At 64.4% G+C, this 24,036-nt stretch carries 24 protein-coding genes; 10 read left to right on the forward strand and 14 right to left on the reverse strand.

Annotated features, from left to right (window positions below; translation table 11 throughout):
* Positions 1 to 42 precede the first annotated feature (42 nt).
* Positions 43 to 336, reverse strand: a complete 294-nt coding sequence (locus CHEID_RS06415; protein WP_112769875.1) for a hypothetical protein — start codon at positions 334 to 336, stop codon at positions 43 to 45.
* A gap of 206 nt (positions 337 to 542) precedes the next feature.
* Between CHEID_RS06415 and CHEID_RS06420 the strand changes: the two genes are divergently transcribed.
* Genes CHEID_RS06420 through CHEID_RS06435 form a run of 4 tightly spaced genes read left to right on the forward strand, consistent with a single transcriptional unit; the run spans position 543 to position 4,009 of the window.
* Positions 543 to 1,493, forward strand: a complete 951-nt coding sequence (locus CHEID_RS06420) for an ABC transporter ATP-binding protein (protein ID WP_112769874.1) — start codon at positions 543 to 545, stop codon at positions 1,491 to 1,493.
* A complete protein-coding gene (locus tag CHEID_RS06425) occupies positions 1,490 to 2,269 on the forward strand; it encodes an ABC transporter permease (RefSeq protein ID WP_112769873.1) in 780 nt (259 codons plus the stop codon). The genes CHEID_RS06420 and CHEID_RS06425 overlap by 4 nt, the downstream gene beginning before the upstream one ends.
* A 22-nt stretch (positions 2,270 to 2,291) precedes the next feature.
* Positions 2,292 to 3,371, forward strand: a complete 1,080-nt coding sequence (locus CHEID_RS06430; protein WP_112769872.1) for a sensor histidine kinase — start codon at positions 2,292 to 2,294, stop codon at positions 3,369 to 3,371.
* Positions 3,368 to 4,009: a response regulator transcription factor gene (locus CHEID_RS06435; protein WP_112769871.1), complete on the forward strand. Its 642-nt coding sequence runs from the start codon at positions 3,368 to 3,370 to the stop codon at positions 4,007 to 4,009. Before CHEID_RS06430 ends, CHEID_RS06435 begins: the two co-directional genes overlap by 4 nt.
* Positions 4,010 to 4,014: 5 nt before the next feature.
* Here CHEID_RS06435 and CHEID_RS06440 read toward each other — a convergent pair whose 3' ends face one another.
* The 3 genes from CHEID_RS06440 to CHEID_RS06450 form a co-directional block, all read right to left on the reverse strand.
* Entirely contained in the window at positions 4,015 to 4,491 is a 477-nt protein-coding gene (locus CHEID_RS06440; protein ID WP_112769870.1) for a GNAT family N-acetyltransferase, read from the reverse strand.
* Positions 4,492 to 4,500: 9 nt separating this feature from the next.
* Entirely contained in the window at positions 4,501 to 6,096 is a 1,596-nt protein-coding gene (serA, locus tag CHEID_RS06445; RefSeq protein WP_112769869.1) for a phosphoglycerate dehydrogenase, read from the reverse strand.
* Positions 6,097 to 6,196: 100 nt separating this feature from the next.
* Entirely contained in the window at positions 6,197 to 7,306 is a 1,110-nt protein-coding gene (locus CHEID_RS06450) for a GTP-binding protein (protein ID WP_112769868.1), read from the reverse strand.
* An 84-nt stretch (positions 7,307 to 7,390) separates the two neighbouring features.
* Here CHEID_RS06450 and CHEID_RS06455 point away from each other — a divergent pair, with 84 nt between their 5' ends.
* Complete coding sequence (locus CHEID_RS06455) at positions 7,391 to 7,969, forward strand: VanZ family protein (protein ID WP_112769867.1); 579 nt, start codon at positions 7,391 to 7,393, stop codon at positions 7,967 to 7,969.
* 7 nt (positions 7,970 to 7,976) lie between these two features.
* Here the strand turns inward: CHEID_RS06455 and CHEID_RS06460 are convergent, their stop codons facing one another.
* From CHEID_RS06460 to CHEID_RS06475, 4 genes are all read right to left on the reverse strand, one after another.
* On the reverse strand, positions 7,977 to 8,786 hold the full coding sequence (locus CHEID_RS06460) for a MerR family transcriptional regulator (RefSeq protein WP_112769866.1): 810 nt from the start codon (positions 8,784 to 8,786) through the stop codon (positions 7,977 to 7,979).
* Between the two features lie 82 nt (positions 8,787 to 8,868).
* Positions 8,869 to 9,882 (reverse strand): ketol-acid reductoisomerase, encoded by a 1,014-nt coding sequence (gene ilvC, locus CHEID_RS06465; RefSeq protein ID WP_112769865.1) that lies wholly within the window; start codon positions 9,880 to 9,882, stop codon positions 8,869 to 8,871.
* Positions 9,883 to 9,995: 113 nt separating this feature from the next.
* Positions 9,996 to 10,502, reverse strand: a complete 507-nt coding sequence (gene ilvN / locus CHEID_RS06470; protein ID WP_112769864.1) for an acetolactate synthase small subunit — start codon at positions 10,500 to 10,502, stop codon at positions 9,996 to 9,998.
* The gene (locus tag CHEID_RS06475) at positions 10,502 to 12,364 is read right to left on the reverse strand and encodes an acetolactate synthase large subunit (protein WP_112769863.1); all 1,863 of its coding nucleotides are present in this window, start codon (positions 12,362 to 12,364) and stop codon (positions 10,502 to 10,504) included. The genes ilvN and CHEID_RS06475 overlap by 1 nt, the downstream gene beginning before the upstream one ends.
* A gap of 380 nt (positions 12,365 to 12,744) precedes the next feature.
* Between CHEID_RS06475 and CHEID_RS06480 the strand changes: the two genes are divergently transcribed.
* The 3 genes from CHEID_RS06480 to ilvD are packed head-to-tail and all read left to right on the forward strand — an operon-like array spanning position 12,745 to position 16,808.
* Positions 12,745 to 14,328, forward strand: coding sequence for a mechanosensitive ion channel family protein (locus CHEID_RS06480; RefSeq protein ID WP_273661011.1), 1,584 nt, complete (start codon positions 12,745 to 12,747; stop codon positions 14,326 to 14,328).
* 17 nt (positions 14,329 to 14,345) lie between these two features.
* Positions 14,346 to 14,957, forward strand: a complete 612-nt coding sequence (locus tag CHEID_RS06485) for a PH domain-containing protein (RefSeq protein WP_112770314.1) — start codon at positions 14,346 to 14,348, stop codon at positions 14,955 to 14,957.
* 3 nt (positions 14,958 to 14,960) lie between these two features.
* Positions 14,961 to 16,808: a dihydroxy-acid dehydratase gene (gene ilvD / locus CHEID_RS06490; protein ID WP_112770315.1), complete on the forward strand. Its 1,848-nt coding sequence runs from the start codon at positions 14,961 to 14,963 to the stop codon at positions 16,806 to 16,808.
* Here the strand turns inward: ilvD and CHEID_RS06495 are convergent.
* Positions 16,805 to 17,005 (reverse strand): YdeI/OmpD-associated family protein, encoded by a 201-nt coding sequence (locus CHEID_RS06495; RefSeq protein WP_112770316.1) that lies wholly within the window; start codon positions 17,003 to 17,005, stop codon positions 16,805 to 16,807. The genes ilvD and CHEID_RS06495 overlap by 4 nt on opposite strands.
* The gene (locus CHEID_RS06500) at positions 16,998 to 17,369 is read right to left on the reverse strand and encodes a thiamine-binding protein (protein WP_112770317.1); all 372 of its coding nucleotides are present in this window, start codon (positions 17,367 to 17,369) and stop codon (positions 16,998 to 17,000) included. The genes CHEID_RS06495 and CHEID_RS06500 overlap by 8 nt, the downstream gene beginning before the upstream one ends.
* Positions 17,370 to 17,574: 205 nt before the next feature.
* Here CHEID_RS06500 and CHEID_RS06505 point away from each other — a divergent pair, with 205 nt between their 5' ends.
* Positions 17,575 to 18,360: an MmpS family transport accessory protein gene (locus CHEID_RS06505; RefSeq protein ID WP_112770318.1), complete on the forward strand. Its 786-nt coding sequence runs from the start codon at positions 17,575 to 17,577 to the stop codon at positions 18,358 to 18,360.
* A gap of 314 nt (positions 18,361 to 18,674) precedes the next feature.
* On the opposite strand, the gene CHEID_RS06510 is transcribed toward CHEID_RS06505, so the two are convergent.
* Positions 18,675 to 19,547, reverse strand: a complete 873-nt coding sequence (locus CHEID_RS06510) for an ArgP/LysG family DNA-binding transcriptional regulator (protein WP_273661014.1) — start codon at positions 19,545 to 19,547, stop codon at positions 18,675 to 18,677.
* 77 nt (positions 19,548 to 19,624) lie between these two features.
* Between CHEID_RS06510 and CHEID_RS06515 the strand changes: the two genes are divergently transcribed.
* Positions 19,625 to 20,401: a LysE/ArgO family amino acid transporter gene (locus tag CHEID_RS06515; protein WP_112769558.1), complete on the forward strand. Its 777-nt coding sequence runs from the start codon at positions 19,625 to 19,627 to the stop codon at positions 20,399 to 20,401.
* A 21-nt stretch (positions 20,402 to 20,422) separates the two neighbouring features.
* On the opposite strand, the gene CHEID_RS06520 is transcribed toward CHEID_RS06515, so the two are convergent.
* The 3 genes from CHEID_RS06520 to CHEID_RS06530 all read right to left on the reverse strand — a co-directional run bounded on the left by CHEID_RS06520 (position 20,423) and on the right by CHEID_RS06530 (position 24,026).
* Positions 20,423 to 21,391, reverse strand: a complete 969-nt coding sequence (locus tag CHEID_RS06520; protein WP_112769559.1) for a DoxX family protein — start codon at positions 21,389 to 21,391, stop codon at positions 20,423 to 20,425.
* 67 nt (positions 21,392 to 21,458) lie between these two features.
* Positions 21,459 to 22,976 carry an Asp-tRNA(Asn)/Glu-tRNA(Gln) amidotransferase subunit GatB gene (gene gatB, locus CHEID_RS06525; RefSeq protein ID WP_112769560.1) on the reverse strand — a complete coding sequence of 506 codons (1,518 nt, stop codon included), beginning with the start codon at positions 22,974 to 22,976 and terminating at the stop codon, positions 21,459 to 21,461.
* A gap of 21 nt (positions 22,977 to 22,997) precedes the next feature.
* Positions 22,998 to 24,026, reverse strand: a complete 1,029-nt coding sequence (locus tag CHEID_RS06530) for an ATP-dependent 6-phosphofructokinase (protein WP_112769561.1) — start codon at positions 24,024 to 24,026, stop codon at positions 22,998 to 23,000.
* Between the last annotated feature and the right edge of the window lie 10 nt (positions 24,027 to 24,036).

Genomic DNA, 24,036 nt, shown 5'->3' on the forward strand with positions numbered 1-24,036 from the left:
CCGCCTCTACAGGGTGGAAGCGGTGCTGTTTGGGGGCCTTATCTAGTGCTCGTCCCAGTGGCCCTCGTGGGCCGCGTGGCGGTGGCCATCGTGGATGTAGTCCACGTGATCCCCGTGAGGGACAGCGACGTGGCCGCAACCGGGGCCGTGCTCGTGGTCGTGGTCCTCGTGGGTGATGTGCTCGCTGGTCTCGCACTCATCCCAGTGGCCCTCGTGCTCGCGGTGCAGGTGGCCATCGTGGAAGTAGTCCACGTGATCCCCGTGGGGGATAGCGACGTGGCCGCAGTCCGGGCCGTGGGTGTGCTCGTGGTTGTCGTGCGGGGTGTGCGTCGTCATTGTCAACGCCTTTCTGTTGCAAATCATGAACTTCGTGACTGGGCCTAGCTTAGCGGTTTTCATCTAGTTGTCAATAAGACATTTTCGCAGCTTGTAAAGTATGCATCTGTTTTCATTAAGGACCGGGAGACCCCTGACATTTGTCACCGTCAAAAAGTGCGAAAGCACCTACGTGCCATCTGCTCAGCTCCGGTGAACTGTGAAGCATGACCCCAACAGAGACTCACACAAGCAGCTCCCCTCCCGCCATCAGCCTGCGCGATGTCCACAAAACGTTCCCCGCGAAGAAGGGCTCCGGCACGGGGCACGTCGCCGCCGTGGACGGCATCTCCTTTGACGTTCGGCCCGGGGAAGTCCTGGCCTTCCTTGGCCCCAACGGCGCCGGGAAATCCACCACCATCGACATGATCTGCGGCTTCACCTCCCCCACCTCGGGGGACATCACCGTCCTCGGCCAGCGCCCCACACAGTCGATGCACTCCGGGCGCATCAGTGTGGTCCAGCAGTCGGGCGGCCTGCTGCCGGACCTCACGGTGGTCCAGACGATGCGGCTCGCTGCGGCTGCGCAGGGGTTGGGGGCGTCCGCAATAGAGGAACCAATGCAGCGGGCCAACGTCGCCGAACTATCCAGGCGCAAGGTCTCCAAGTGCTCCGGCGGGGAACAACAGCGCGTCCGTTTCGCGCTCGCGCTGCTGCCAGACCCGGATCTCATCATCCTCGATGAACCGACCACTGGCATGGACGTCACCACGCGGCGCGAATTCTGGGAGGCCATCTCAGCCGACGCTGCGGCTGGGCGCACCATCATCTTCGCCACCCACTACCTCCAGGAGGCGGAGACCTACGCCGAACGCGTGATGATCATGGCTCGCGGCCACATCGTCGCCGACGGCAGCATGCAGCAGCTCCAATCGATAGCGGGCGACCGTTCCGTCACCATTTCCGGCCTCGGCCCAGACGAAATCCAGCGGGCCTGCGACGGTCTGCGCGTCCACATCGATCCCGCCGCGGAACCTGCCACCATCTCCGTGGCCCCGGAAGACAGCGACGAACTCGCCCGGCGCCTGTTGCACTCCCCCGGCGCCCACGACCTACACATCACCGGCGAAAGCCTGGAGGACGTGTTCCTCCAGCTCACCTCAGGACAGGAGCAATGATGCCATCCCAAGCCACGCTATGCGCCCGCTATACCGGGCTCGAACTGAAACGCACCCTCGCCGACAAACGCATCCTCGTTCTGGCGGTCCTGGTGCCCATGTTCATGTACTTCGTCATCGCGGGCACCAACGACCAGGAGGCCATGAACTCCAACGTGGGCCACGGGACCGTGAAGTTCCTCATCGCTACCTCCATGGCTCTTTATGGCACGGTGACGGTGGCGGGGGCCCAGTGCGCCAACATCGCCGCCGAGCGGGACTCCGGGTGGCTGCGCACCCTCTCCCTTTCCCCGATGTCCACCGGGAGCTACCTGTTGTCCAAGGCCCTCGTCGCGGTCGTCCTCTCCCTTGTGCCGGTCGCCGCGGTCTGCCTGCTCGCAGCCGCCACGGGAGCAAAGGCGGAATGGATCGTCTGGCCGCTCGCCTTCCTGCTCTCGCTGACTGGGGCAGTGGTGTTCGGGCTCATTGGGCTCATTCTGGGAATGCTGTTTGATCCCGGGATGATCAACCGCGTCATTGGCTTCATCACCGTGATCTTCTCTTTCCTGGGCAATCTGTTCATCCCCTTGAGCGGTACCATGCTCACAGTCGCGAAGTTCACGCCGCTGTTCGGGCCGGGGATGCTCGTTCGTTATCCGGCGGCCACGGAGGGGCGGGTCATCGCCGGGGCCGGCACCCTGCCCCTGTGGCAGCCAGTGTTGAACGTTGTGGTGTACACGGTGATCTTCGCGGTGATCGCCCGGCTTATAGTTCGGCGCGGTCTCGCCCGGCAATAGCGGAAAAGAGGTTCTAGCTGATATGGGCTCCTGGCGCGGGAAACTCCCCCACATTTCTGCGGAGCGGATGTGGCAGTTCTTTGGACCGGTGGGCGGCCTGTCCTTCATGGCCTTCCCAGTCTTGGCCACCGTCCACTTGGCCCCCTCCGGGGCAACGTTGGCCCTCGGGTTATCCATTCTCGCGGTTTTCAGCGCAGTCTACGTCTACGGTTTTTCCCGGTCGACGCGCAATCGGACGGCGCTGTTTTCCCTCGGCATTTTGACAGTTCTCTCCGCGCTGACACTGGCGCAATTCCTGTTGCTCGGTCCCGCGCTCCTGGGATTGTTGTACTTCATCGCTATCTGGGCACTCATCGAATTGCGGTGGCCGTGGGCACTGTTGGTGGCGCTAACCTGCATTGCCGTGATGTACACGCAGGCGGGCCCAAACTATGCTCTACCGCTGCTCGTCGTGCTGATGATGATGATCATCTACCGAATTTCAGCGGATTATTACCGCAAAATGCGCGACCTGGACTTGCAGCAAACACTCCTGGCGGACCGAGAACGGGTGGGCCAAGACCTCCACGATTCCCTCGGTCAATCCCTTACCGCTTTGAGCCTGCGACTGCAGCTGGCCGCCCGCTTGACCAAGACTGATCCGGCCGCCGCCAAGCGGGAGATCCTCGAGTGCCGCGATTTAACCCGGAGTTCTCTGGAGGATATGCGTTCCACGGTGGCGGGGCTTCGGACGGCGAGTCTGCCGCAGGAGATCGCTGATGCCCGGGCCACACTGTCCCATTCCCGGATCCGCCTGAAGGTGAGCGGGGATTATCACCACATCGATCCCCGCTTGCAAACGCCAATGGCTTGGGTCCTGCGAGAATCGGTGACAAACGTTGTCCGACACTCCGGGGCCACGAGCTGCACGGTGTCTTTCGGTCCTCAATCATTGGAGGTCCGCGATGATGGGCGCGGGCGTGCCCCACAGTCCTCGGGACGCCAGGATGGATTTGGGATTCCGGGTATGCGCGAGCGTGTGCAGAGCACCGGCGGGAACCTATCCATCCAGTCGAATTCGGGAGGTTTCAGCGTCACGGCATCTTGGAGTTCAGCACAATGAGTACCCACGATGGCGAAACGTCGGTCGGACCTATTCGGGTGTTACTGGCAGAAGATCAGGCGATGGTTCGGGGGGCCTTGAGCGTTCTGCTGTCCGCCGAGCCCGATATCGACGTGGTCGCGGAATGCTCGGATGGGGCGCAGGCCGTGGCTCGTGCGGCCGAGGGCGACGTGGATGTGTGCGTGATGGACGTGGAAATGCCCACGATGAATGGCCTGGACGCCACCGCCGAAATCGTGGCTGCCGGGGGCGGAAAGGTGCAGGTGCTGATCGTCACGACCTTTGGCCGCGCAGGTTACCTGCGCACTGCCATGTCCGCGGGAGCCTCGGGTTTTGTGGTGAAGGATGCTCCGGCAGAGCAGCTTGCCGAGGCCATTCGCCGTGTCCGTCGGGGGCTGCGCGTGATCGATCCCGCGCTGGCGGCGGATTCGCTGGCTACTGGCATTAATCCGCTCAGCCCTCGGGAGCGGGAGGTCATGCGGTTGGCGGCGACCGGCGCGACCGTTGCGGAGATTGCGGCATCTTTATTCTTGACGCCAGGAACGGTGCGCAACCACATCTCCCGCGCCATTGCAAAGACCAATACCGCCAACCGGTACCAAGCGGCCAAGGCCGCCCAGCGCAACGGCTGGCTCTAGTACCCTTACGCCAGGTCTAATTCGTAGGAGAGATACTCGCCCGAGGATCCGGTTTGCCGGAATCCCAGGGATTCGTAGAGTTTGCGAGCCGACACATTGGCCTCCTCAGTTTCCAGGACAACGCGGCTTGCCCCATCATCTGCAGCTTCTTCACACACCCGCCGGACAAGGTCACGACCGGCACCTAGACCGCGGTGCTCCTTCTGGACGTATAGATCGTTGAGGATCCACCAGTAGTCGAGCCGAACCGAGGAAAAGCCGAAGTAGACCTGAACAAAACCAACGGTCGTCGGCTCCGCCTCGTCCGCCACCTGGGCGACGTAACGGCGGGAATCTACACGGGTGAACCGGTCCCGGAGGAATTGCGGGGCCCGCGAGCGCGTTGTCGAATCGTCTCTCCCGTAGAACTCCAGGTACTTCAAGAAGAGGCCTTCGACAGCGGCGTAATCACGTTCCTCCGCGCGACGAATTTCTACAGCCATATCCGCGATCTACGCCAGATCCAATTGGAACACCGTTTGAGCGCTGAGCTGCTCAGCAGCCTTTTCCAGCAGCTCTTCCGGCACGTGGCGGTCCACCCGTAGGACCAGCGTCGCGGTGTGATCACCGGTGTTGGGCGAAAGGGCCGCCGCGTCGATATTGATGCCCTCGCTTCCCAGCAGCGTGCCCACCTTGCCCAGGGCACCCGGTTGGTCTCCGTACACCAGGAAGAGGTTGGTGCCTTCTGCGCGAAGGTCCAGGCCGCGATTGTTGATCCGAACGATCTTCTCCACGTGCTCCAGTCCGGTGAGCGCGCCGGTGACGGAAGTGCAGGCGCCATCGCCCGCCACCGCCTGCACTTCCAGCACGGATCGGTGGGTCACGGATTCCGGTTCCGTCTCGATCTGCAGGTGCACGCCGCGTTCCTCGGCGATCTTGGGGGCGTTGACGAAGGTCACCTGTTCGTCAACTACCCCGGAAAACACACCGCGCAGCGCAGCCAAGCCAAGGGAATCGACGGATTCGCTGGACAGCTCGCCGCGGGCAGTGACGGTTACCTGGGAGGGGGCAGAGCCCAGCAGGGCCCCTGCCACCCGGCCCAGCTTGGTTGCCAGGCCCAGCCACAGTGCGACCTCCTCGCTGACCTTACCGCCTGCCACGTTCACGGCGTCCGGAACGAAATCGCCGGACAGGGCCCGCAGGACGGAGGCGGCAACATCCGTACCTGCACGGTCCTGGGCCTCCACCGTGGACGCACCCAGGTGCGGCGTGGCGACGATCTCTGGTAGGGCGAACAGCGGCGAGTCGGTGCACGGCTCAGACTCGTACACATCCACCCCGGCCCCGCGGATGTGGCCGGACTTTATGGCCTCCGCGAGTGCGGCTTCGTCGATCAAGCCACCGCGCGCGGCGTTAATGACGATCTGCCCCTTCTTGGACTTGCGCAGCAGCTCCGCGTTAAACATCCCCTTCGTCTCGGGGGTCTTGGGCAGGTGGATGGTCACGAAATCGGAACGCTCCATCAGCTCCTCCAACTCCACCAGTTCCACGCCCATCTGGGCGGCACGGGCGGGGTTGGCATAGGGGTCGTAGGCGATCACGTGAGTTTCGAACGCCGCGATGCGCTGCGCGAAGAGCTGCCCGATGTGGCCGAAGCCCACGATGCCCACCGTCTTGCCCAGGATCTCCACACCGTTAAAGCTGGAGCGCTTCCACTCGCCGTCGCGCAGGGTCTTGTCCGCCGCGGGGATCTGCCGCGCGGTGGACAACAGCAGGCTGAGCGCGTGTTCGCAGGCCGAGTGGATGTTGGAGGTCGGAGCGTTCGCGACCATCACGCCACGCGCGGTGGCGGCGTCGATATCCACATTGTCCAGGCCCACCCCGGCGCGGCCGACGATCTGCAGCTTCGGCGCCGCCTGCAGCACCTCGGAGTCCACCTTGGTGGCGGAACGCACGAGCAGGGCATCTGCGTCCACGACGGCCTTGAGCAGCTCTTCGCGGTTGGGGCCGTCGACCCAGCGCACCTCGACGGAGTCGCCGAGGGCATCGACGGTGGACTGGGCGAGTTTGTCGGCGATGAGAACGACCGGACGGGATGTAGTGCTCACGGGAAGAAAGTCTCCTGAAGAATTCGGGCTGCCGCCTCACCCCGGAACGACCGCGCCGGGGTATGCGGGACCACGCCGTGCAAATGTGACGTGCGCCGCGTTACAGCATATCGCGAACCTCCTGGTCGGTCAGCATGGCTTTCTCCAGCCGCCCCAGGGCCGCGGGCCCATCGAAGTTCACCCCGATAAGCACCACTTCGCTCCCCGGCTGCAAGTCCGCGGACTTCCAGTAGGCCGCCGGTTGTATCCGCAGGTCCGGGCCGGCCTGGTGCCAGATGTGCACCATCTCGATCCGGTCGGCGATCCAGCAGTGCCCCTTGCTGCGCACCAGCCCCCTCGTGGACCGCAGTGCATCGAGCAGCCGCTGCCGGTGGAAGGGGCGCTCGCCGCGAAACACCACGGAGCTGATGCCGTATTCCTCCGTCTCTGGGGTGTGGGGGTTGCGGAGCTCCTCCACATAGCCTTCGTAGGTGCGGGCGGTGGCTTCGTCGTAGAGGTTGGCGCCGAGGATGTCCGTGATAGCGCTTCTCGGTGTCGCCGTTCCGCTGTTGTCGGCGTCCCAAATAACACCATCGATGAGCTTGTGGACGCCGGCCCTGGGGTTCATCCGACGGACCAGAGAAGCGGTGGCCTCGTAGCGGGCGGGGGCGACCAGATCCGATTTGGTGATGTAGATCTTGTCCGCGAATTCCACCTGGTCCACGAGGAGGTCCGCGACTGTGCGCTCGTCCTCGTCGGTAGCGCCGCGACCGGCGTCCCGGAGGCGGGTGTGGGTGGCCACCTGGTCCAGGAATTGGGCGGCGTCCACGAGGGTGACCATGGTGTCGATGGGGGCAATATCCGCAAGCCTGGTTCCGTCCTGGAAGGTCCATTCGAAGGTGGCGGCGACGGGCATGGGTTCGGAGATGCCGGTCGATTCGATGACGATGTGATCGAAGCGCTGGGAGCGGGCGAGGTGACCGACGGAGTCCACGAGGTCCTCCCGCAAGGTGCAGCAGATGCAGCCGTTGGTGAGTTCCACGAAGCGGTCCTCCCCGCGTTCCAGGTGGCCCTCCCCGGCGATGAGGGCGGCGTCGATATTGATTTCGGAGAAATCGTTGACGATGACGGCGATGCGGCGGCCGTCGCGATCGGCGAGGAGTTGGTTGAGCAGCGTGGTTTTGCCGGAGCCGAGGAATCCGGACAGGACGGTTACTGGGGTGGGGGTCATGCCCGCACCCTACCCTAACGACAATTGTTTTCAGTAGAGGGGTTGGGGTTGTATCCCCCGCCGCAGCAAGTAGCGTGGCAGGTTATGCCCCGACTTCGCCCATCCACACCAGTGAGCGCCCTAGCTTTCGTTGTGTACGCCACCGTTATGGTCGCGCTGACAATGCTCAAGGCCTTCTACCGCATTGGGTATCTCTGGGATCCCGCCCGTCAGCATCAGCGGGGCCTGTCCCTCGCCGTATTGCGCGAGATCCGCGAGGGCAGCAGTTGGTTCGCCCCGCTGTTCGGGTACGTGGGCAACGTCGGATTCTTTGTGCCCTTTGGGGTGTTGTTGTTCGTCTTCATCTATCGACGCCACCTCGCCCAGCGCTCCTCCGACCAACCGCGCCCCTGGCGCTGGGTCCTGGCGGTGACGCTGCTCAGCGCGGCAGCGAGCGTGGCCATGGAAACCGCCCAGTACGTCTTCTCCCTGGGCTTCAGCGACATCGATGACGTGCTGATGAATACCCTCGGCGGTCTCCTCGGAGCGGTCATTGCGAAAACCTTTGGGCCCCGCGCCCACTGGGTGTGGGTCTACGGGGCCCTGGCAATCGGTGTGGTGTTCGCGGTGTTGGTCGGGCTCGGCGAGCGCTTGGGGGACCCGAGCAAAATCCGCGAGGTGTAGGGGCCGGTTAATCCCAAGTGCAGGTTTCCGGGTTTAGGCCTTTCGCGCGGGCGGTGGCGTTGACCAACTCCGCGAGATAGGAAACTAGAGGAGTCCCGTCGTTGGCCCGCCCGAGGAAATCGGAGAAGCGCTCATCCTGCGTATAGACGCGGCACAGCAGAACCTGCCGCGGCAGCGTGCACTCGTACCACCAACCGACGATGCTACGATGCTCGGCGACGAGCTCTGCAGCTCGGGCCGAATCGGGGCGCACCCCCGCATCGTGGGCCTGACGGAGCTCCTCCCCCAGTCTGGAGAACTGCTCCTGGTATCGATCCCATTCCGGCTGTTCGAGCTGGGCAATGCGATCCATGGCTTGGCCCCATTCCGGGGTGTGCCCCCATCGGGCTTGGGCTTCCTCGTGCCACTCTTCGTGGAACTTGTCCCCCATGATCTCTTTGGCTCGACGGGGGTCAATGTTGTGATCGGACATAGCTATTGCCTCCTGGATCAGACTGTCGATCGAATCCAGCATGTCGCTGACCTCTACCCGTTTTCGGGTAAGCAGCTCGTGCTGGTGTTGCAGAATGGACAACTCGTCGCCAGCCCCGTCCAAGATGGAGCCGATTTCCTGCAGCGGCACACCTGCACTGCGGTAGACCAGGATCTTCTGGCCCCGGCGTAGTTCCGCAGATGTGTATAGGCGATAGTCCGCCCAGCTGCGCCACTGGGGGGTAAGTAGGCCGATGTGATCCCAATGGTGGAGGGTCTTGACCGTCACACCGAGGAACGCAGCGGCCTGGCCGACCGTAAGGTCCTGGGCTGGTGAATCATCCATGACCAACAACCTGGTCCCTCCCCCAGCAGGAGGGTCAACCCAACCCCAAAATCTGCTGCCCGACAGCCGAAGAGACGGTCGCTTAGGCCGTGGCGTCGAGGGGGTTCTTCACCCAGCTCATTAAATCCCGCAGCTTCTCACCGGTCTTCTCGATCTGGTGGTCGTTGTAGGAAGCCCGAAGCTGCTCCAGCTCCTTGTTGCCACCCTCCACGTTGGCGACCAGGCGCTTCGTGAAGGAGCCGTCCTGGATATCGGAGAGGATGTCCTTCATCCGCTTCTTGGTATCGGCGTCGATAACACGCGGTCCGGAGAGGTACCCACCGAATTCGGCGGTGTCGGACACGGAGTAGTTCATGTTCTTAATGCCGCCCTCGAACATGAGGTCCACGATGAGCTTCAGCTCGTGCAGGCATTCGAAGTAGGCCATCTCCGGCTCGTAGCCCGCCTCCACGAGCACCTCGAAGCCGGTCTTCACCAGTTCTTCCGTCCCGCCGCACAGCACAGCCTGCTCACCAAAGAGGTCGGTGACGGTCTCGGCCTCAAAGGTGGTGGGAATGACGCCAGCCCGGGCGCCGCCGATAGCGGCAGCGTAGGACAGAGCCAGTTCCTTGCCTTCACCCTTCGGGTCCTGCTCGATGGCGATGAGGCAGGGCACGCCCTTGCCGTCCACGAACTGGCGGCGCACGAGGTGGCCCGGCCCCTTGGGGGCGACCATGCCGATGGTGATGTTCTCCGCGGGCTTGATCAGGCCGAAGTGGATGTTGAGGCCGTGGCCGAAGAACAGCGCATCCCCATCCTTGAGGTTGGGGGCGATGTCCTTTTCGAAGATGCTGGCCTGGGAGGTATCGGGAGCCAGCAGCATGATGGCGTCTGCCCACTCGGAGGCCTCGGCGTTGTTCTTCACGGTGAAGCCCGCCTCCTCCGCCTTGGCGCGGGACTTGCTGCCTTCACGCAGGCCGATGACGACCTCCACTCCGGATTCCCGCAGGTTCTGGGCGTGTGCGTGGCCTTGGGACCCGTATCCGATGACCGCGACCTTGCGGCCCTGGATGATGGACAGGTCAGCGTCGGCGTCGTAGAGCAGCTCGATAGCCATGGGGAAGTTGTGTCCTTTCGATGGGGTTCTTTGTTCTTTTATAGCAGTTGGATCGTTTCACTGAGCGGGACGCGAGCGCCCATATCGTGAAACTGGGGCCGGGAGCCGCCCAGCTAAAGCTTCGCGGGGTACATCGCCTTCGGCCCCCGACTCATCGCGGTCACCGAGGATTCCACCAGCTCGCGGATGCCAAACGGCTCCAGCACATCCAGCAGGGCCTGCAGCTTGGAGGGCGTACCCGTCGACTCGATGATCAGCGAGTCCGGACCCACGTCCACGACGTGAGCGCGAAACAGCTTGGCGGCCTCCACTACCTGCATCCGGTTGGAGTTATCTGCGGAGACCTTCACCATGAGCAGACCGCGGGCCACGAGGGTGTCCGGATCGTGTCGGGAGACCTTAATCACCGGAATGAGCTTGTTGAGTTGCTTGGTGATCTGTTCCACCACGGTCTCTTCGCCCTCGACGATGATGGTGATGCGATTGACGCCATCTACCTCCGTGCGCCCAGAACTGATCGACACGATGTTGAACGCTCGGCGGGTGAACATGCCCGAGATGCGGGAGATGATCCCCTCGACGTCCTCACACAGGACTGATAAAGCGTGCGCGCTGGCCATTAGATCTGTTCCCCTTCCTGGGTCACGTCGTGAATGGTGTCCGGGGTCTCGGCCGCGGAAGATTCATCGTCGAAAAGCGGGCGCAGGTTGCGCGCGTATTGCATCTCGTTGTTGGAGGTACCGGCGGCGACCATCGGCCACACCTGGGCATCCTCGCCCACGATGAAGTCGATGACGACGGGGCGGTCGTTGATCTTGCGGGCCCGCTCGATCGCTGGAACCACGTCCTCCTCGCGTTCCACACGAATGGCCTCGCAGCCCATGGATTCGGCGAGCATGACAAAGTCCGGCAGGTAGGTCTCCCCCGGCTTGAGGTTCGTGTGGGAGTAGCGCTGTTCGTAGAACAGTGTCTGCCACTGGCGCACCATGCCGAGGTTGCCGTTGTTGATCAGCGCCACCTTGATCGGCAACTTCTCCACCGCACAGGTCACAAGCTCCTGGTTGGTCATCTGGAAGCAGCCATCCCCGTCTATGGCCCACACTTCCTTCTCCGGGGCACCGGCCTTCGCGCCCATGGCGGCGGGGATGGCGTATCCCATCGTGCCCAGGCCCCCGGAGTTCAACCAGGTTCGCGGATTTTCGTACTTCACGAATTGGGCGGCCCACATCTGGTGCTGGCCCACGCCAGCGCAGTAGACGGCCTCAGGGCCGACGATGTCCGACAGCGTCTGGATGACGAACTGCGGGGAGAGTTTGCCGTCCTCCGGCTCTTCGTAGCCCAAGGGGAACTCCCGGTTGAGCTTGTTCAGATAGTTCAACCAGTCCTTGGTATCGGGCTGGGCGTAACCGGCGCCGTTATACGCGCTGTAAAGGGCGTCCAGAACCTCGCTGGCATCCCCCACAATGGGCACCTGAACATCCCGAATCTTGCCGATCTCCGCCGGATCGATATCGGCGTGGATCACCGTGGCATCCGGGGCGAAGGTCTCCAACTGGCCAGTGACGCGATCGTCGAAGCGCGCGCCGATCGTGATCATGACATCCGCCTTCTGCAGGGCAGCCACGGCGGGAACGGATCCGTGCATTCCGGGCATGCCCATGTGCAGCGAGTGGGACTCCGGGAAGGCCCCAAGGGCCATGAGTGTGGTCACCACCGGGATGTTCGTGGCCTCCGCAAACCGCTTGAGCTGGTCGAAGGCCTCGGACTTGATCACACCCCCGCCGACGTACAACACCGGCTTCTTGGCCTCGCTGATGATGCGCACGGCCTCGTCGATCTGGCGGGAATGCGGGGTGGTCACCGGCCGGTACCCGGGCAGTTGATACTTCGGGGGCCACACGAAGTCTAGCTCCGCGTTCTGGACGTCCTTCGGGATATCCACCAGAACAGCCCCGGGCCGCCCCGTGGAGGCAACATGGAAGGCCTCCGCAATCGCGGCCGGGATGTTCTCCGGCGCGGTGACCATGAAGTTGTGCTTGGTGATGGGCATGGTCACACCCCGGATGTCCGCCTCCTGGAAGGCGTCCGTGCCCAGTAGGTTCTTGCCCACCTGCCCGGTGATGGCGACCATCGGAACGGAGTCCATGTTGGCATCCGCGATGGGCGTGACCAGGTTCGTGGCTCCCGGCCCGGAGGTGGCGATGCACACCCCCACCCGTCCGGTCGCCTGGGCATACCCGGTGGCGGCGTGTCCAGCACCCTGCTCGTGCCGAACCAGGATGTGGTTGAGCTTCGTGGAATCGTAGAGGGCCTCGTACAGCGGCAGCACTGCCCCGCCGGGGAGGCCGAAGACTACGTCCGCGCCGAGCTCCTCGAGGGATCGCACGATGGCCTGCGCGCCGTTGATGCGCTCCGGCTGGCGCTTCTTGGTGTGCTGCGCCAGCGTGGCTGGCGAGGGTTGCGAGCGTGAAGTGTCGGTCACGTCGTTGTCGCTCCTTGCAGGGGAATGAGAGGGGGAAGTGTGAACAACTGGCCCGAGACCGACGAAAGCGCCCCCGAAGTGTCGGCCTCCGCTTTCACTGCGGGGGGCCGGTCGGGGGCGCCGGGTTCATCGAGCTACTTCGACGAGGCTAACGGCGCCCCGGGGGAAGTACTACTCGCTGAATTCGCGTGTTCATCATGCGAGCAACTCTAGTTATGATTGCTTCGCCAAGTCAAACGTTTTCACCGGCGATTTCCCGGCAGGTAGTACGCGCCGTCTCACCTAGCGGAACGGCCACTGTCGTCACTGTCCGCCCACTGACGGGGGACCCGCAGGCCAACTCCAGCCGGGAGCGAAGAGCGATTGGCTAGGGTAAGGCCATGAATTTGGTGATCTACTACCTAATCCAGCTGTGGTCGCTCCTGGTCAATCACGGTCTGCCGCTGGCAGCACTGCTGATCGTGGCGATCCTCATCCCCCGCATTGGGCGGCTCGCTGTGCGGGTCATCTCGCAGCGCTTCGACTCGGCGGAGGAGGCCACGAAGGGCAGACTCGCCCTCCTCGGCGCACTGGTTTACGTATTGGAGGCCATTGCCTTCTTCGTGGTGGTCATGCTGGCCCTCGCCAACCTGGGGGTACCCGCCACCAGTGCGGCAATCCCGGCCACCGTCGTATCCGCCGCGATCGGCTTTGGCGCGCAGAACGTCATCAAGGACTTCGTCGCCGGGTTCTTCATCATCTCCGAGCGCCAGTTCGGCGTGGGCGACTACGTCAGCTTCGACGGCCCCAGCAGTGCCGTGGAAGGGACTGTGGTCGCACTGACCCTGCGCGCGACCCGCATCCGCACCCCAGCCGGGGAGACGGTCATGGTCCCCAACGGTTCTGCGGGAGTTGTCACCAACTACTCCCAGGAATGGTCCCGCGCTGTTGTGGACATCGAGATTCCCCTGCAACCCGGCGAATCCATGGACCACCTCACCGAGAAGGTCCGCGCCGCCGCGCACCGGGCCGTCCAGGACCCGCAGGTGGCCGGGGACATCACCGGCGATTTGGACGTCCTACCCGCGATGAAGCTCGTCCAACCGCTGGCCGCCGGACAACCCTGGGCCATTACATTCCGCACTACCGTTACCGTCGTGCCAGCCCGCCAGTGGGCCGCAGAACGCGCCATTCGCTCCGCCATCGTCAACACGTTCTGGGATCGCTTCAACGTCTCCGACCTGTCCAGTGCCGTATCCAGCGTGCTCGACGGTTCTACGCCACCGTCGCCCATCGCGGACAAGACCAGCAGACTGCCCCAGGCGGATCCGGACGCGCCCACCGAGCTCTACCCAGCCGCGTCACCGCACACACCCGGCGATCTCGACACGGACCCGGACACCGGAGCCGCCCGCGTTGGCGATCAGTCCCACAGCGGCAATCCGACTGGAGGCCGCCCCCTACCCGCCCAGGCCCAGACTGCCGCCACCGAGGACACGGACGGCAAGGACACGAGGGGCAAGGGAGTCTGGCGCAACGTCGAATACGACAACAAGATCCAGCGCTGGCTCAGCCTCAACGGGCGCACCCGCGTCTCCACCACCGTCCTCATCCTCGCGCTGATCCTGGTGGGAGCGCTGTCGCTGGCGGCGTCCAACCCCTCCGAAGGATCCACCGGCTGGCTATCCCCGGACCGCTACAAGGAACACCGCACCCCGGCCACCTCGGCCCCGGCTACCCCCACCCCCACCGAACCGAACACGGCGGAGGACACGACCGAGCCGCAAACCACCACCCCGGAGGAACCCACAAACCCCAACCCCACGCGCACTAACCCCACCGGTCAGGCCAACCCCAACCCCACTGGTCAAGCCAATCTCAACCCAAACCCCAACAACGGCGGCAGCGCCGACACCGGAAACGGCGCCACGGGGGCCAACACAGGCACCGGCCCGGAGGCCGCAGGCGGGGGGCAGGCCGGCTAACTGGTTAAATGGCCCACATGGGTCAACCGGAACAGCACAACACCAGCCGCTCGGAGCGTGCGGAACACCATTCACCGCAGGGCAGGGGCGAAGTCCAACCCAGCGTGTTCCGGCCCAGCAGGGAACACATCCTCGCTGCTGGTGTGATGTTTCTTATCTGCCTGATGTTCACCGGCTACAACGTCCGGTGGTTCTTCTGGGTGCCGCTGCTGCCCCTTCTGTTCATCGTGTGGATCATGCGGGTGCGCACGCACGTGGACAACCGGGGCATCACGGCCGTCACCCTCTTCCGCGGGCGGAAAACCATGCCGTGGAATGAATTCTCCGCGATCCGGTTTAATCGCGGGGGACGCGCCTACGCAGCGGGGGCCAACGACACCACGATGTGGCTGCCCGGAGTGACCTTCAACAGTTTGGTCGAGCTCAACGAAAAGACCCGCGGGCGCATCCCAGATCCGGTGACCCCGGCCAGGGAACGCGCCGAGAACATGGTGCAGGTGGTCAATAAGGACGGCAACGCCGTGCTCATGGACCGGGAGGAGTACGCGGCTTACGAAAAGCAGCGCCGCGAGGAATACTCCGCCACCCACCCCACCACCGAATCGAAGACGACAACAAACGAGAAGTAACCCATGACTGCAATCCCCTTGAGGTCCAGCGTCACCACCCAGGGCCGCAACGCCGCCGGGGCCCGTTCCCTGTGGCGCGCCACCGGCATGACCGACAGCGATTTCACCAAGCCCATCGTCGCCATCGCGAATAGCTATACCCAGTTCGTTCCCGGCCACGTCCACCTCAAGGATGTGGGGGACATCGTCGCAGACGCCGTGCGCGCCGCTGGTGGCGTCCCTCGAGAATTCAACACCATCGCCGTGGACGACGGCATTGCAATGGGCCACGCCGGAATGCTCTATTCCCTGCCCTCCCGGGAGGTGATCTCGGATGCGGTGGAGTACATGGTCAACGGCCACGCCGCAGATGCCCTGGTGTGCATCTCCAACTGCGACAAGATCACGCCGGGGATGTTGAATGCCGCGATGCGGTTGAACATCCCGGTGGTCTTCGTTTCCGGCGGGCCGATGGAGGCGGGCAAGACCGTTTCCGTGGATGGGGTGGTGCAGGCACCGACGGACCTTATTACCGCGATTTCGGCTTCCGCCTCGGAGCGGGTGGATGCGCAGGGGTTACTGAGCGTGGAGCAGGCGGCCTGCCCCACCTGTGGCTCGTGTTCCGGGATGTTCACCGCGAACTCCATGAACTGTCTGACGGAGGCGCTGGGGTTGTCCCTGCCGGGCAATGGGTCCACCCTGGCGACGCACGCCGCGCGCCGAGACCTGTTTACCCGGGCGGGCACGACGATCGTGGAGCTGTGCAACCGCTATTACGGGGAGGGTGACGAATCGGTTCTGCCCCGCAGCATCGCGACGCGGGAAGCTTTCGAAAATGCGATGGCCTTGGATATGGCCATGGGCGGTTCCACGAATACGGTGCTACACATCCTGGCCGCGGCGGAGGAGGGCGAGGTGCCGTTCACGTTGCAGGACATCGACGACCTGTCCAAGCGGGTGCCCTGCCTGTCCAAGGTTTCCCCCAACTCCGACTATCACATGGAGGATGTGCATCGAGCTGGGGGGATTCCGGCCATCCTCGGCGAGCTGTGGCGCGGGGGGAAGCTGAACGAGGGCGTGCGGGCCGTGCATGCGCCGGACCTGAAGACCTGGTTGGAGCGGTGGGATGTGCGCGGGCCCGGTGCGGCGCCGGAGGCGGTTGAGCTGTTCCACGCTGCGCCGGGTGGGGTGCGCACCACCGAGCCGTTCAGCACGGAAAACCGCTGGTCCTCTCTGGATACCGATTCGGCGGAGGGTTGCATTCGCGATGTGGAGCATGCCTACACGGCCGATGGGGGCCTGGTCATTCTGCGCGGCAACCTGGCCGAGGACGGGGCTGTGATCAAGGCTGCGGGCATCGATCCGGATGTGTGGCAATTCTCCGGGCCGGCGTTGGTGGTGGAGTCCCAGGAGGACGCGGTGCGCGTGATTCTGGAGCGGAAGGTCCAGGAGGGGGACGTGATTGTGGTCCGTTATGAGGGGCCGGCCGGTGGGCCGGGGATGCAGGAGATGCTCCACCCGACCGCGTTCCTGAAGGGTGCTGGGTTGGGCAAGAAGTGCGCGCTGATCACCGATGGGCGGTTTTCCGGCGGGTCCTCGGGTATTTCTGTTGGGCATATTTCCCCGGAGGCGGCGGCCGGTGGGGTGATCGGTCTGGTCCGCGATGGGGACATTATCGAGATCGACGTCAATGCCCGGAAGCTCCAGGTGAAACTCACCGCTGAGGAGTTGTCGGAGCGACGCAGGGAGATGGACGCCAGCGACAGCGCGTGGCAACCCACGACCCGCACACGGACCGTGACGAAGGCCCTGCGTGCATATGCCGCGATGGCGACCTCTGCGGATCGGGGTGCGGTGCGGGAAGTGCGCTAGGGCTTGCCCGTGCGTTCGCGGTGATCGCAGCCGGGCCAGCAGCAGGGGCGGCGTTTGGCGTTTTCCACGCAGCAGACGAATTCGTTGCGCCCGAGTGGGGTCAGCCCATTCCACAGGTCCCCCACGTTCTCCGCCGTAATTGCTTCCCGCAGATCGGCGGGGAGTTCGTGCACTACTCCGCCGAGGAGCTCAGCCATTGGTTGGTGTTTTTCTGTGGGTTTCTGCGGGCGAGGTGGGGTTAGATCGGGTGGACGTGCCGCCTGACGCGAGAATGCGGTCCACGGCAGCGACCTTGTCGGTGATTTGACCGGTTATGCCCGGTCGAATGTCTGCCTTTAAGACGAGGCTGACCCGCGGAGAGACGGCGACCACGGCCTCGGTGGCGCGCTTGACCACATCCATCACTTCCGCCCACTCCCCTTCTACCAGCGTGAACATGGCGTTGGTTTCGTTGGGTAGGCCCGAGTCCCGGACGATTTTGACGGCCCGGGCCACGGCTTCGGCCATGTCCGCGTGGGCGTTGGGCGTTTCAGTCGGGGCCACGGAGAATGCAACGATCATGGTGCCGAGTGTAGGACGGCATTCGGGGGTGCGGAGGGGGACGGTAATAAGCGCGGGGGGACAGCGACATTTCGATTGGACGGCACACTTTTGTTGCCAACATCATTGAATGGCGGCAAGTGGGCAATCCTGCCTACTTTCTGTGGGTCAGCCGTTTTCGCGTATGTGCGGAGCCTGACCGTCTGAGGAGGAACGAGGTCGACCTATGTCGCAACCCCATGACCCGAACCGCCAGCCCAACAATGGCGCCGACAATCCGCATTCCGGCGGTGACCAATATGGTGGCAACCAACATGGTGAGAGCCAGTACGGTGGTCACGCACAGAGCGGCAACGAGTACGGCCGAGAGCACTTCAGCGGCAACCAGTATGGTCAAAGCCGTCAGGGCGGCGAGGCATATGGCGGTGGTGGATACCCGCAGCCCGGTTCGGGCCAGCCGACATCGGGCGAGTACGGCCAGCAAGCACCCGGATACGGTTCCGCACCAGGGGCACAGCCCCAATACGGTCAAGCCGGTCAGCAGCATGCGCAGCAGGTTCCGTATCAGGGATATCCGCAGAGTCAGCAGAAGAAGCCTTGGTACAAGCGTCCGATCATCGTGGTCCCGCTGATCCTGCTTGCCCTGTTCATCTTGGCGCTCGGCAGTTGTATCGCCTTCATCGGTACTGCGGCCAACGAGGTGGATAAGCAGATGAGTGCGGAACACAAGATCTCGTACGCCGTGGAGGGCGACGCCAAGGATGCGTCCGTTACCTACAGCGCAGGGCAGTCCAACACGTCTCAGGACACGGGTGTTGCCGCTGGGTGGACCAAGGAGGTAACCATCACGGGACCTCTGGGCGCGACCTCGACCGCTACGAACGGCATGAATGATACGGGCGCCGTGACGTGCAAGATCCTCAAGGACGGAAACGTGATCAGCGAAAACACGGCAACAGGTGCCTTCGCGACCGCAACTTGTAGCGCTACCGACGCCTCCCTCAATAAGTAGAACCCGAAAGCCCCGTGCAGCTTGGCCCTGAGGTGTGGGTGTTGGGTGTGCGGGGGGTGTGGATATGTGCGGTGTGGGTTGGGGGGTGGTGGTTGGTGTGTGGGGTGGGGTTTTTGCCGGTGTGATGTTGGGTTGGGGGGCATGGGGGCGGTAAAAACGGCTGGGTGGGGTGGGGTCGCAGGTGGGTTGGTGTGGGTGTTCGATCGGATAGTTTTTCGATTGCCCAGCCGGTGGGGTGTGGCGGCGCGGTGGGCACCGCTCCCGGGCCGGTGGTGCGGGGGGAGCGCGCCGCTATCGGCGTCCGGAAGAATTGTCTACCGCAACCCCACTGCGGCGGCAGCATGAATGGCGTCGCCCAGCCTCTCCACCACCTGCGATTCCACGCGCCAGTGCTGCCAATAGAGCGGCACGTCCAGCACATCATCGCTCAGCAGATCCATCGCACCCCGCCCGATCCATTCCTCGGCGGTGACCTCCGGAATCATGGCCCACCCCAGCCCCGCCGCAACGGCCTGATTGATCCCCTCGAAGGACGGCACGTGGCTCACCACCCGCCCCGCCGCCGGCCCCCGCTCCCCCAGGTGCGCAGCCAGCACCGGCGCCTCCATCAGGTCTTTCGACCCGAATCGCACCGCGGGCAGATCCGCCCAGCCGTACCGCCCCTCCCGCAAATCCGCCGCGAGCCCCGGCGACCCCACCGGCCGATACCGCTGCACCCCCAGGTACTCGCTGTCGCACCCGGGCACGGCCCGCGCCTCCGTCGTCACCACGCCCAGGCAATCCCCGCGCTTGAGCGTCGCCAGTGAGTGCCGCTCGTCCTCAATCCAGATGCGCAGGCCGGTGTGGCGCCCGGCGCTGGCGTCCCGAAAGATCGCGCTGAACCACGTGCCGAGGGAATCGGCGTTGACCACTACAGATAGCGGCATGGTCAGCGCCTGCCCCTCCAACTGCGCGGTGGCCTCCGCCTCGAGTAACCGCCGCCGCCTCGCTGTCTGCACGAGGATCTCCCCGGCTTCCGTCGCGGTCGGTGGACTTGTGCGCCGCAGCAGGACCCGGCCCGCGCTGAGCTCGAGGTTTTTGATGCGCTGACTCACGGCGGATGGGCTGATCCCCAGGGCAGAGGCGGCCCCGTCGAAGCTGCCCTCATCGATGACAGCAATGAGGGTATCCAGGTGCCCGAAGTTCATGAAGATATTCTAAACCATATGAAGTTAACTTAGATTGTCTACAGAGGGCGGCCATACTTACCCTGTGAGCTGTGGATATGACGTCGCTTAACTCGCTGCTTACCGCCCCAGGCCCATCCGCCGCCTGGCAGGGTTTTCTCCTGTGGATCGCCCTCATCGCGGCCATTGGACCGCAGAACGCCCTCCTCATAAAGCAGGGCTTGAAGCGCCGCGCCGTCGGCGTGATCGTGGGTGTGTGCATGCTCAGCGACGTGATTTTCGTGCTCGGCGGGGTTTTCGGTATGGGCGCCGTGATCGAGCGCGCCCCCTGGCTCATGTTCGGTCTGCGCTGGGCAGGGGTGGTCTATCTGCTGTGGTTCGGCGCTAGCTGCATTCGCGATGCCATCCGGCCGAAGGCCCTCGTCGATTCTTCTCTTGTGGACGCCCCCAGCCCCGCGCCCGTCAAACAACCCGCCCTTGTCCCCACGGGTGGCGCGGGTGCGGACCAAACCCAGGCTGAGTGGGTGTATCACTGCCAATCGGGCGGCGAACGCCAGCCGCTACGCACGGAGCAGAGCGCACCCCGCAGCATCCGGGGTCCGATCCTGCTGGCCCTAGCCATGTGCTGGCTGAATCCCGGGGCCTACCTGGACGGCTTCGTGATGTTGGGGTCCGTCGCCAACCAGTACGGCCCGGAGAAGTGGTGCTTCGCGCTTGGGTCGCTGGCGGCGACGTGCCTGTGGTTCCCGGTGGTGGGGTACGGCTCCGCTGCGCTGGCGAAGCCGCTGTCCAAGCCGGCGGTGTGGCGGTGGATCAATATCGCCGTGGCCCTCATGATGGCGGCGCTGGCCTACAACCTAGCCTTCAACCTTTGACCAGGCCTCTACAGCCTCTAGCTAGTTCAGCGGGTTGCCGCCACCCAGCAGCAACCACCCGGCGATCAGCCCGCCGAGGCCTAGGAGCGCGAACAGGGTGGAGGACACCCGCGGCCGGGTGGACCACTGCCGGGCCCGGTCCAGGGAGAGGCGCCCCGGGCCGGTCCACACGAGGCCGAACGTGATGAGCGCGAACAGAGCCCACAGGTACACCATCGGGTTGAGGGCATAAGGCCAGAGCTGCCCGGAGAAGGTGTTGAGGTTGTGCAGGGCCAGGAAGCCGGTGATGACGAAGGCCACGGCGGCAGCCAGGGGGGTCAGCAAACCCAGCACCAGGAGCCCACCGGCGGCCACCTGGGAGATGGGGACGACAAGGGCGAGGATGTCCGGGAACCGGTAGGCCTCGAAGCGAGTGGACAGGGCGTCGATGCCCGGGTCCCCGCCGAAGGTGAACAGCGTCTGCAGGCCGTGGACGAGCAGTAGGGCGCCCGTGACGACACGCAGGATGAGCAGGCCGAAGTCGGTGGTGCCGCGGCCGGGGGTGGGGTCGGCGGGCTTGGCCTCTGGGAGGGTGGTGGTGTCTGTGGTGTCGGTGGCTGTGGTGTCCGTGGTGGTATCGGCTGTGCTGTCCGCGGTTGTAGTTGCGGGTGCCGCGGAAATCTCGGTGGGAGCTGAGGCGCTCTCGGTGTGAATGACCTTCGTGGGCTGCTCCGCGAAGTCGGTGTCCTCATAGCCGCCCTGCGCGGGAATAACTTCCGTCGCGGCGTCCTCCCGGGCGCTCTTCCCGTCGATCTTCTGGGGGCGAGCCCGCCCCGTCATGGCGTAGATGTCCCGTTTCGGAGTGGTATCTGCCCCGGCACTCTTGCTGGCGGCCACGCTCCCGCCCTCGTAGTCAGGCACGTCGATGGTCTCGTCCACGTCTTGGGCGATCTCGTTGTGTGTGTCGTCGGCCGCCGTGGTTTCGGACTGCTTCTTCTGCGGGAACTTCATGCCCCTCACCCTAGGGGGATCCGCGCGCAGACCTGCGAATCTGCGGCGGCATGTCCGGCAGAAAAACCTACTTCAGCTTCTCGGCAATGAGCTTGTTGACCTGCCCCGGATCAGCCTTGCCGCGGGTGGCCTTCATCACGGCACCAACGATAGCGCCGGTGACCTTCTTATTGCCCGCCCGGTATTTCTCCACAATGTCCGGGTTTGCCGCGATGGCCTCGTCCACTGCCTTCTCGATGGCCCCATCATCGCGGACCACCTCCAAGCCGCGCGCGGAAACGACGTCGTCAACATCCCCTTCCCCGGCCAACACACCATCGACGGCCTGACGGGCCAGCTTGTTGGTCAGCTTGCCCTCCGCCACGAGCTGGGCCACGCGGGCCACCTGGGCGGGCGTGATGGATAGCCCGTCCAGCTCCACACCCGCTTCGTTCGCCTTCTGCGCCAGATAGGCCACCCACCAGGAGCGCGCCTCCGCCGGCTTGGCCCCGGCCTCCACGGTCTCCACGATGAGGTCCAGGGCCCCAGCGTTGACGAGGTCCCGCATCTCCTCGTCCTTCAGGCCCCACTCCTGCTTAATCCGGGCGCGCCGGATCCACGGCATCTCCGGCAGAGTGGCGCGGATCTCCTCCACCCACTCCGCTGGGGCCAACACGGGCGGAAGGTCGGGGTCGTTGAAGTAGCGGTAATCCGCCATCGTTTCCTTCGGCCGCCCCTTGGAGGTGGTGCCGTCCGTCTCCTGGTAGTGCCGCGTTTCCTGGATGATGTCCACGCCGTTGCTCAGACACGCAGCCTGGCGCTGCATCTCAAACCGCACGGCCTGCTCCACGGACTTCAGGGAGTTGATGTTTTTCGTCTCGGTGCGGGTACCAAACTCCTGGGTGCCCTTGGGGCGCAGGGAGAGGTTGGAGTCCACGCGCATGGAGCCCTGATCCATGCGGGCATCCGATACGCCGAGGGCCTTCACCAGGTCCCGCAGGGCGGTGACGTAGGCCCGGGCCACCTCCGGCGCCCGCTCCCCCGCGCCCTCGATGGGCTTAGTCACGATCTCGATGAGCGGCACCCCCGCCCGGTTGCAGTCCACCAGGGATGCAGTGGCCCCGTGGATGCGGCCGCTGGCGCCCCCGAGGTGGGTGAGCTTGCCCGTGTCCTCCTCCATGTGGGCCCGCTCGATCTCCACGCGCCACTCGGTGCCGTCCTCCAGCACTACGTCCAGGTAACCGTCGTGGGCGATGGGCTCGTCGTACTGGCTGATCTGGTAGTTCTTCGGTTGATCCGGGTAGAAGTAGTTCTTCCGCGCAAACCGGGAGTGCGGCGCGATCTCGCAGTTCAGCGCCAGGCCGATCTTGATGGCCCACTCCACCCCCTGCTTGTTGACGACGGGCAGGGCCCCGGGCAGACCCAGGCTGCAGGGGTCCACGTTGGAGTTCGGGGCGTCGCCGAACTCGGCGGACGAGGTGGAGAACATCTTGGTCTTCGTGGACAACTCCACGTGCACTTCCATGCCCATCACCGGGTCGTAGTGCTCGAGGACCTCGGCGTAATCCATCACGTCGTCTGAGTAGTCGTACACGGCGGCAGTCATGGTCCTACATGATACCCACCGCTATCCGAACAGCGCCTGCGCCGTCTGGTAGCGGCGCATCGGCACCTCCTTGAGGTGCCCCACGGCCTCGTCGAAGCTGATCATCTCGATGTGGCCGCTGCGCAGGGCGGTGACCTTGCCGAATTCGCCGCGCAGGCAGGCCTTGGTGGCGTTCACGGCGTAGCGGGTGGCCAGAACGCGGTCAAAGGCGGTGGGGGTGCCGCCGCGCTGGATGTGCCCAAGCACGGTGGAGCGGACGTCCACGTCCAGGCGCTTCTCGATCTCCTTGGCAATGCGCGCGCCCATGTTTTGCATCTTGATGTGGCCGAACTGGTCCACTTCTTCGGCGTCCATCTCAATCGTCCCGGGCTTGGGCACGGCCCCTTCCGCGACGACGATGATTCCGTACTTCTCCCCCAACTGCATGCGGCGGCGCATCTTCTTGCACACTTCTTCGATGTCGAAGGGCACCTCGGGGATGAGGATGTGGTGGGCCCCGCCGGCCATGCCCGCGTGGAGGGCGATCCATCCGACGTGGCGGCCCATAACCTCCACAATCATCACCCGGTCGTGAGATTCGGCGGTGGTGTGGAGGCGGTCGATGGCGTCCGTAGCCACGGCCACTGCGGTGTCGAATCCGAAGGTGTAGTCGGTGCCGTTGACGTCGTTGTCAATTGTCTTGGGGACGCCCACAACCGGAATCCCGTTATCACTGAGCCACTTGGCACCCTTGAGGGTGCCTTCACCACCAATGGGGATTAGCGCGTCGATCCCCGCGTCTGCGAGATTCGCCTTGATCTGCTCCAGCCCCGCCTTGAACTTGTCCGGGTGCAGCCGCCCGGTGCCCAGGATGGTGCCGCCGCGGCGCAGGATGCGGTCGATGAAGGCATCGTCGTAGAGCTGTCGGCGGCGGTCCTCCAGAAGCCCTTGCCAGCCGTCTTCGAAGCCGACGACGGTGGAGCCGTGGTCCGCAGCGGTCCGCACAATCCCCCGGATCACGGCGTTGAGGCCCGGGCAGTCACCACCACTGGTCAAGGTCGCAATACGCATGGACCTTAGT

The organism is Corynebacterium heidelbergense (assembly GCF_028609845.1).
GTDB classification, from domain to species: domain Bacteria; phylum Actinomycetota; class Actinomycetes; order Mycobacteriales; family Mycobacteriaceae; genus Corynebacterium; species Corynebacterium heidelbergense.

Coding starts and splice junctions, on each gene's coding strand:
- CHEID_RS06415 (WP_112769875.1), bottom strand. CDS start 336: ATGACGACGCACACCCCGCACGACAACCACGAGCACACCCACGGCCCG.
- CHEID_RS06420 (WP_112769874.1), top strand. CDS start 543: ATGACCCCAACAGAGACTCACACAAGCAGCTCCCCTCCCGCCATCAGC.
- CHEID_RS06425 (WP_112769873.1), top strand. CDS start 1,490: ATGATGCCATCCCAAGCCACGCTATGCGCCCGCTATACCGGGCTCGAA.
- CHEID_RS06430 (WP_112769872.1), top strand. CDS start 2,292: ATGGGCTCCTGGCGCGGGAAACTCCCCCACATTTCTGCGGAGCGGATG.
- CHEID_RS06435 (WP_112769871.1), top strand. CDS start 3,368: ATGAGTACCCACGATGGCGAAACGTCGGTCGGACCTATTCGGGTGTTA.
- CHEID_RS06440 (WP_112769870.1), bottom strand. CDS start 4,491: ATGGCTGTAGAAATTCGTCGCGCGGAGGAACGTGATTACGCCGCTGTC.
- CHEID_RS06450 (WP_112769868.1), bottom strand. CDS start 7,306: ATGACCCCCACCCCAGTAACCGTCCTGTCCGGATTCCTCGGCTCCGGC.
- CHEID_RS06455 (WP_112769867.1), top strand. CDS start 7,391: ATGCCCCGACTTCGCCCATCCACACCAGTGAGCGCCCTAGCTTTCGTT.
- CHEID_RS06460 (WP_112769866.1), bottom strand. CDS start 8,786: ATGGATGATTCACCAGCCCAGGACCTTACGGTCGGCCAGGCCGCTGCG.
- ilvC (WP_112769865.1), bottom strand. CDS start 9,882: ATGGCTATCGAGCTGCTCTACGACGCCGACGCTGACCTGTCCATCATC.
- ilvN (WP_112769864.1), bottom strand. CDS start 10,502: ATGGCCAGCGCGCACGCTTTATCAGTCCTGTGTGAGGACGTCGAGGGG.
- CHEID_RS06480 (WP_273661011.1), top strand. CDS start 12,745: ATGAATTTGGTGATCTACTACCTAATCCAGCTGTGGTCGCTCCTGGTC.
- CHEID_RS06485 (WP_112770314.1), top strand. CDS start 14,346: ATGGGTCAACCGGAACAGCACAACACCAGCCGCTCGGAGCGTGCGGAA.
- ilvD (WP_112770315.1), top strand. CDS start 14,961: ATGACTGCAATCCCCTTGAGGTCCAGCGTCACCACCCAGGGCCGCAAC.
- CHEID_RS06495 (WP_112770316.1), bottom strand. CDS start 17,005: ATGGCTGAGCTCCTCGGCGGAGTAGTGCACGAACTCCCCGCCGATCTG.
- CHEID_RS06500 (WP_112770317.1), bottom strand. CDS start 17,369: ATGATCGTTGCATTCTCCGTGGCCCCGACTGAAACGCCCAACGCCCAC.
- CHEID_RS06505 (WP_112770318.1), top strand. CDS start 17,575: ATGTCGCAACCCCATGACCCGAACCGCCAGCCCAACAATGGCGCCGAC.
- CHEID_RS06510 (WP_273661014.1), bottom strand. CDS start 19,547: ATGAACTTCGGGCACCTGGATACCCTCATTGCTGTCATCGATGAGGGC.
- CHEID_RS06515 (WP_112769558.1), top strand. CDS start 19,625: ATGACGTCGCTTAACTCGCTGCTTACCGCCCCAGGCCCATCCGCCGCC.
- CHEID_RS06520 (WP_112769559.1), bottom strand. CDS start 21,391: ATGAAGTTCCCGCAGAAGAAGCAGTCCGAAACCACGGCGGCCGACGAC.
- gatB (WP_112769560.1), bottom strand. CDS start 22,976: ATGACTGCCGCCGTGTACGACTACTCAGACGACGTGATGGATTACGCC.
- CHEID_RS06530 (WP_112769561.1), bottom strand. CDS start 24,026: ATGCGTATTGCGACCTTGACCAGTGGTGGTGACTGCCCGGGCCTCAAC.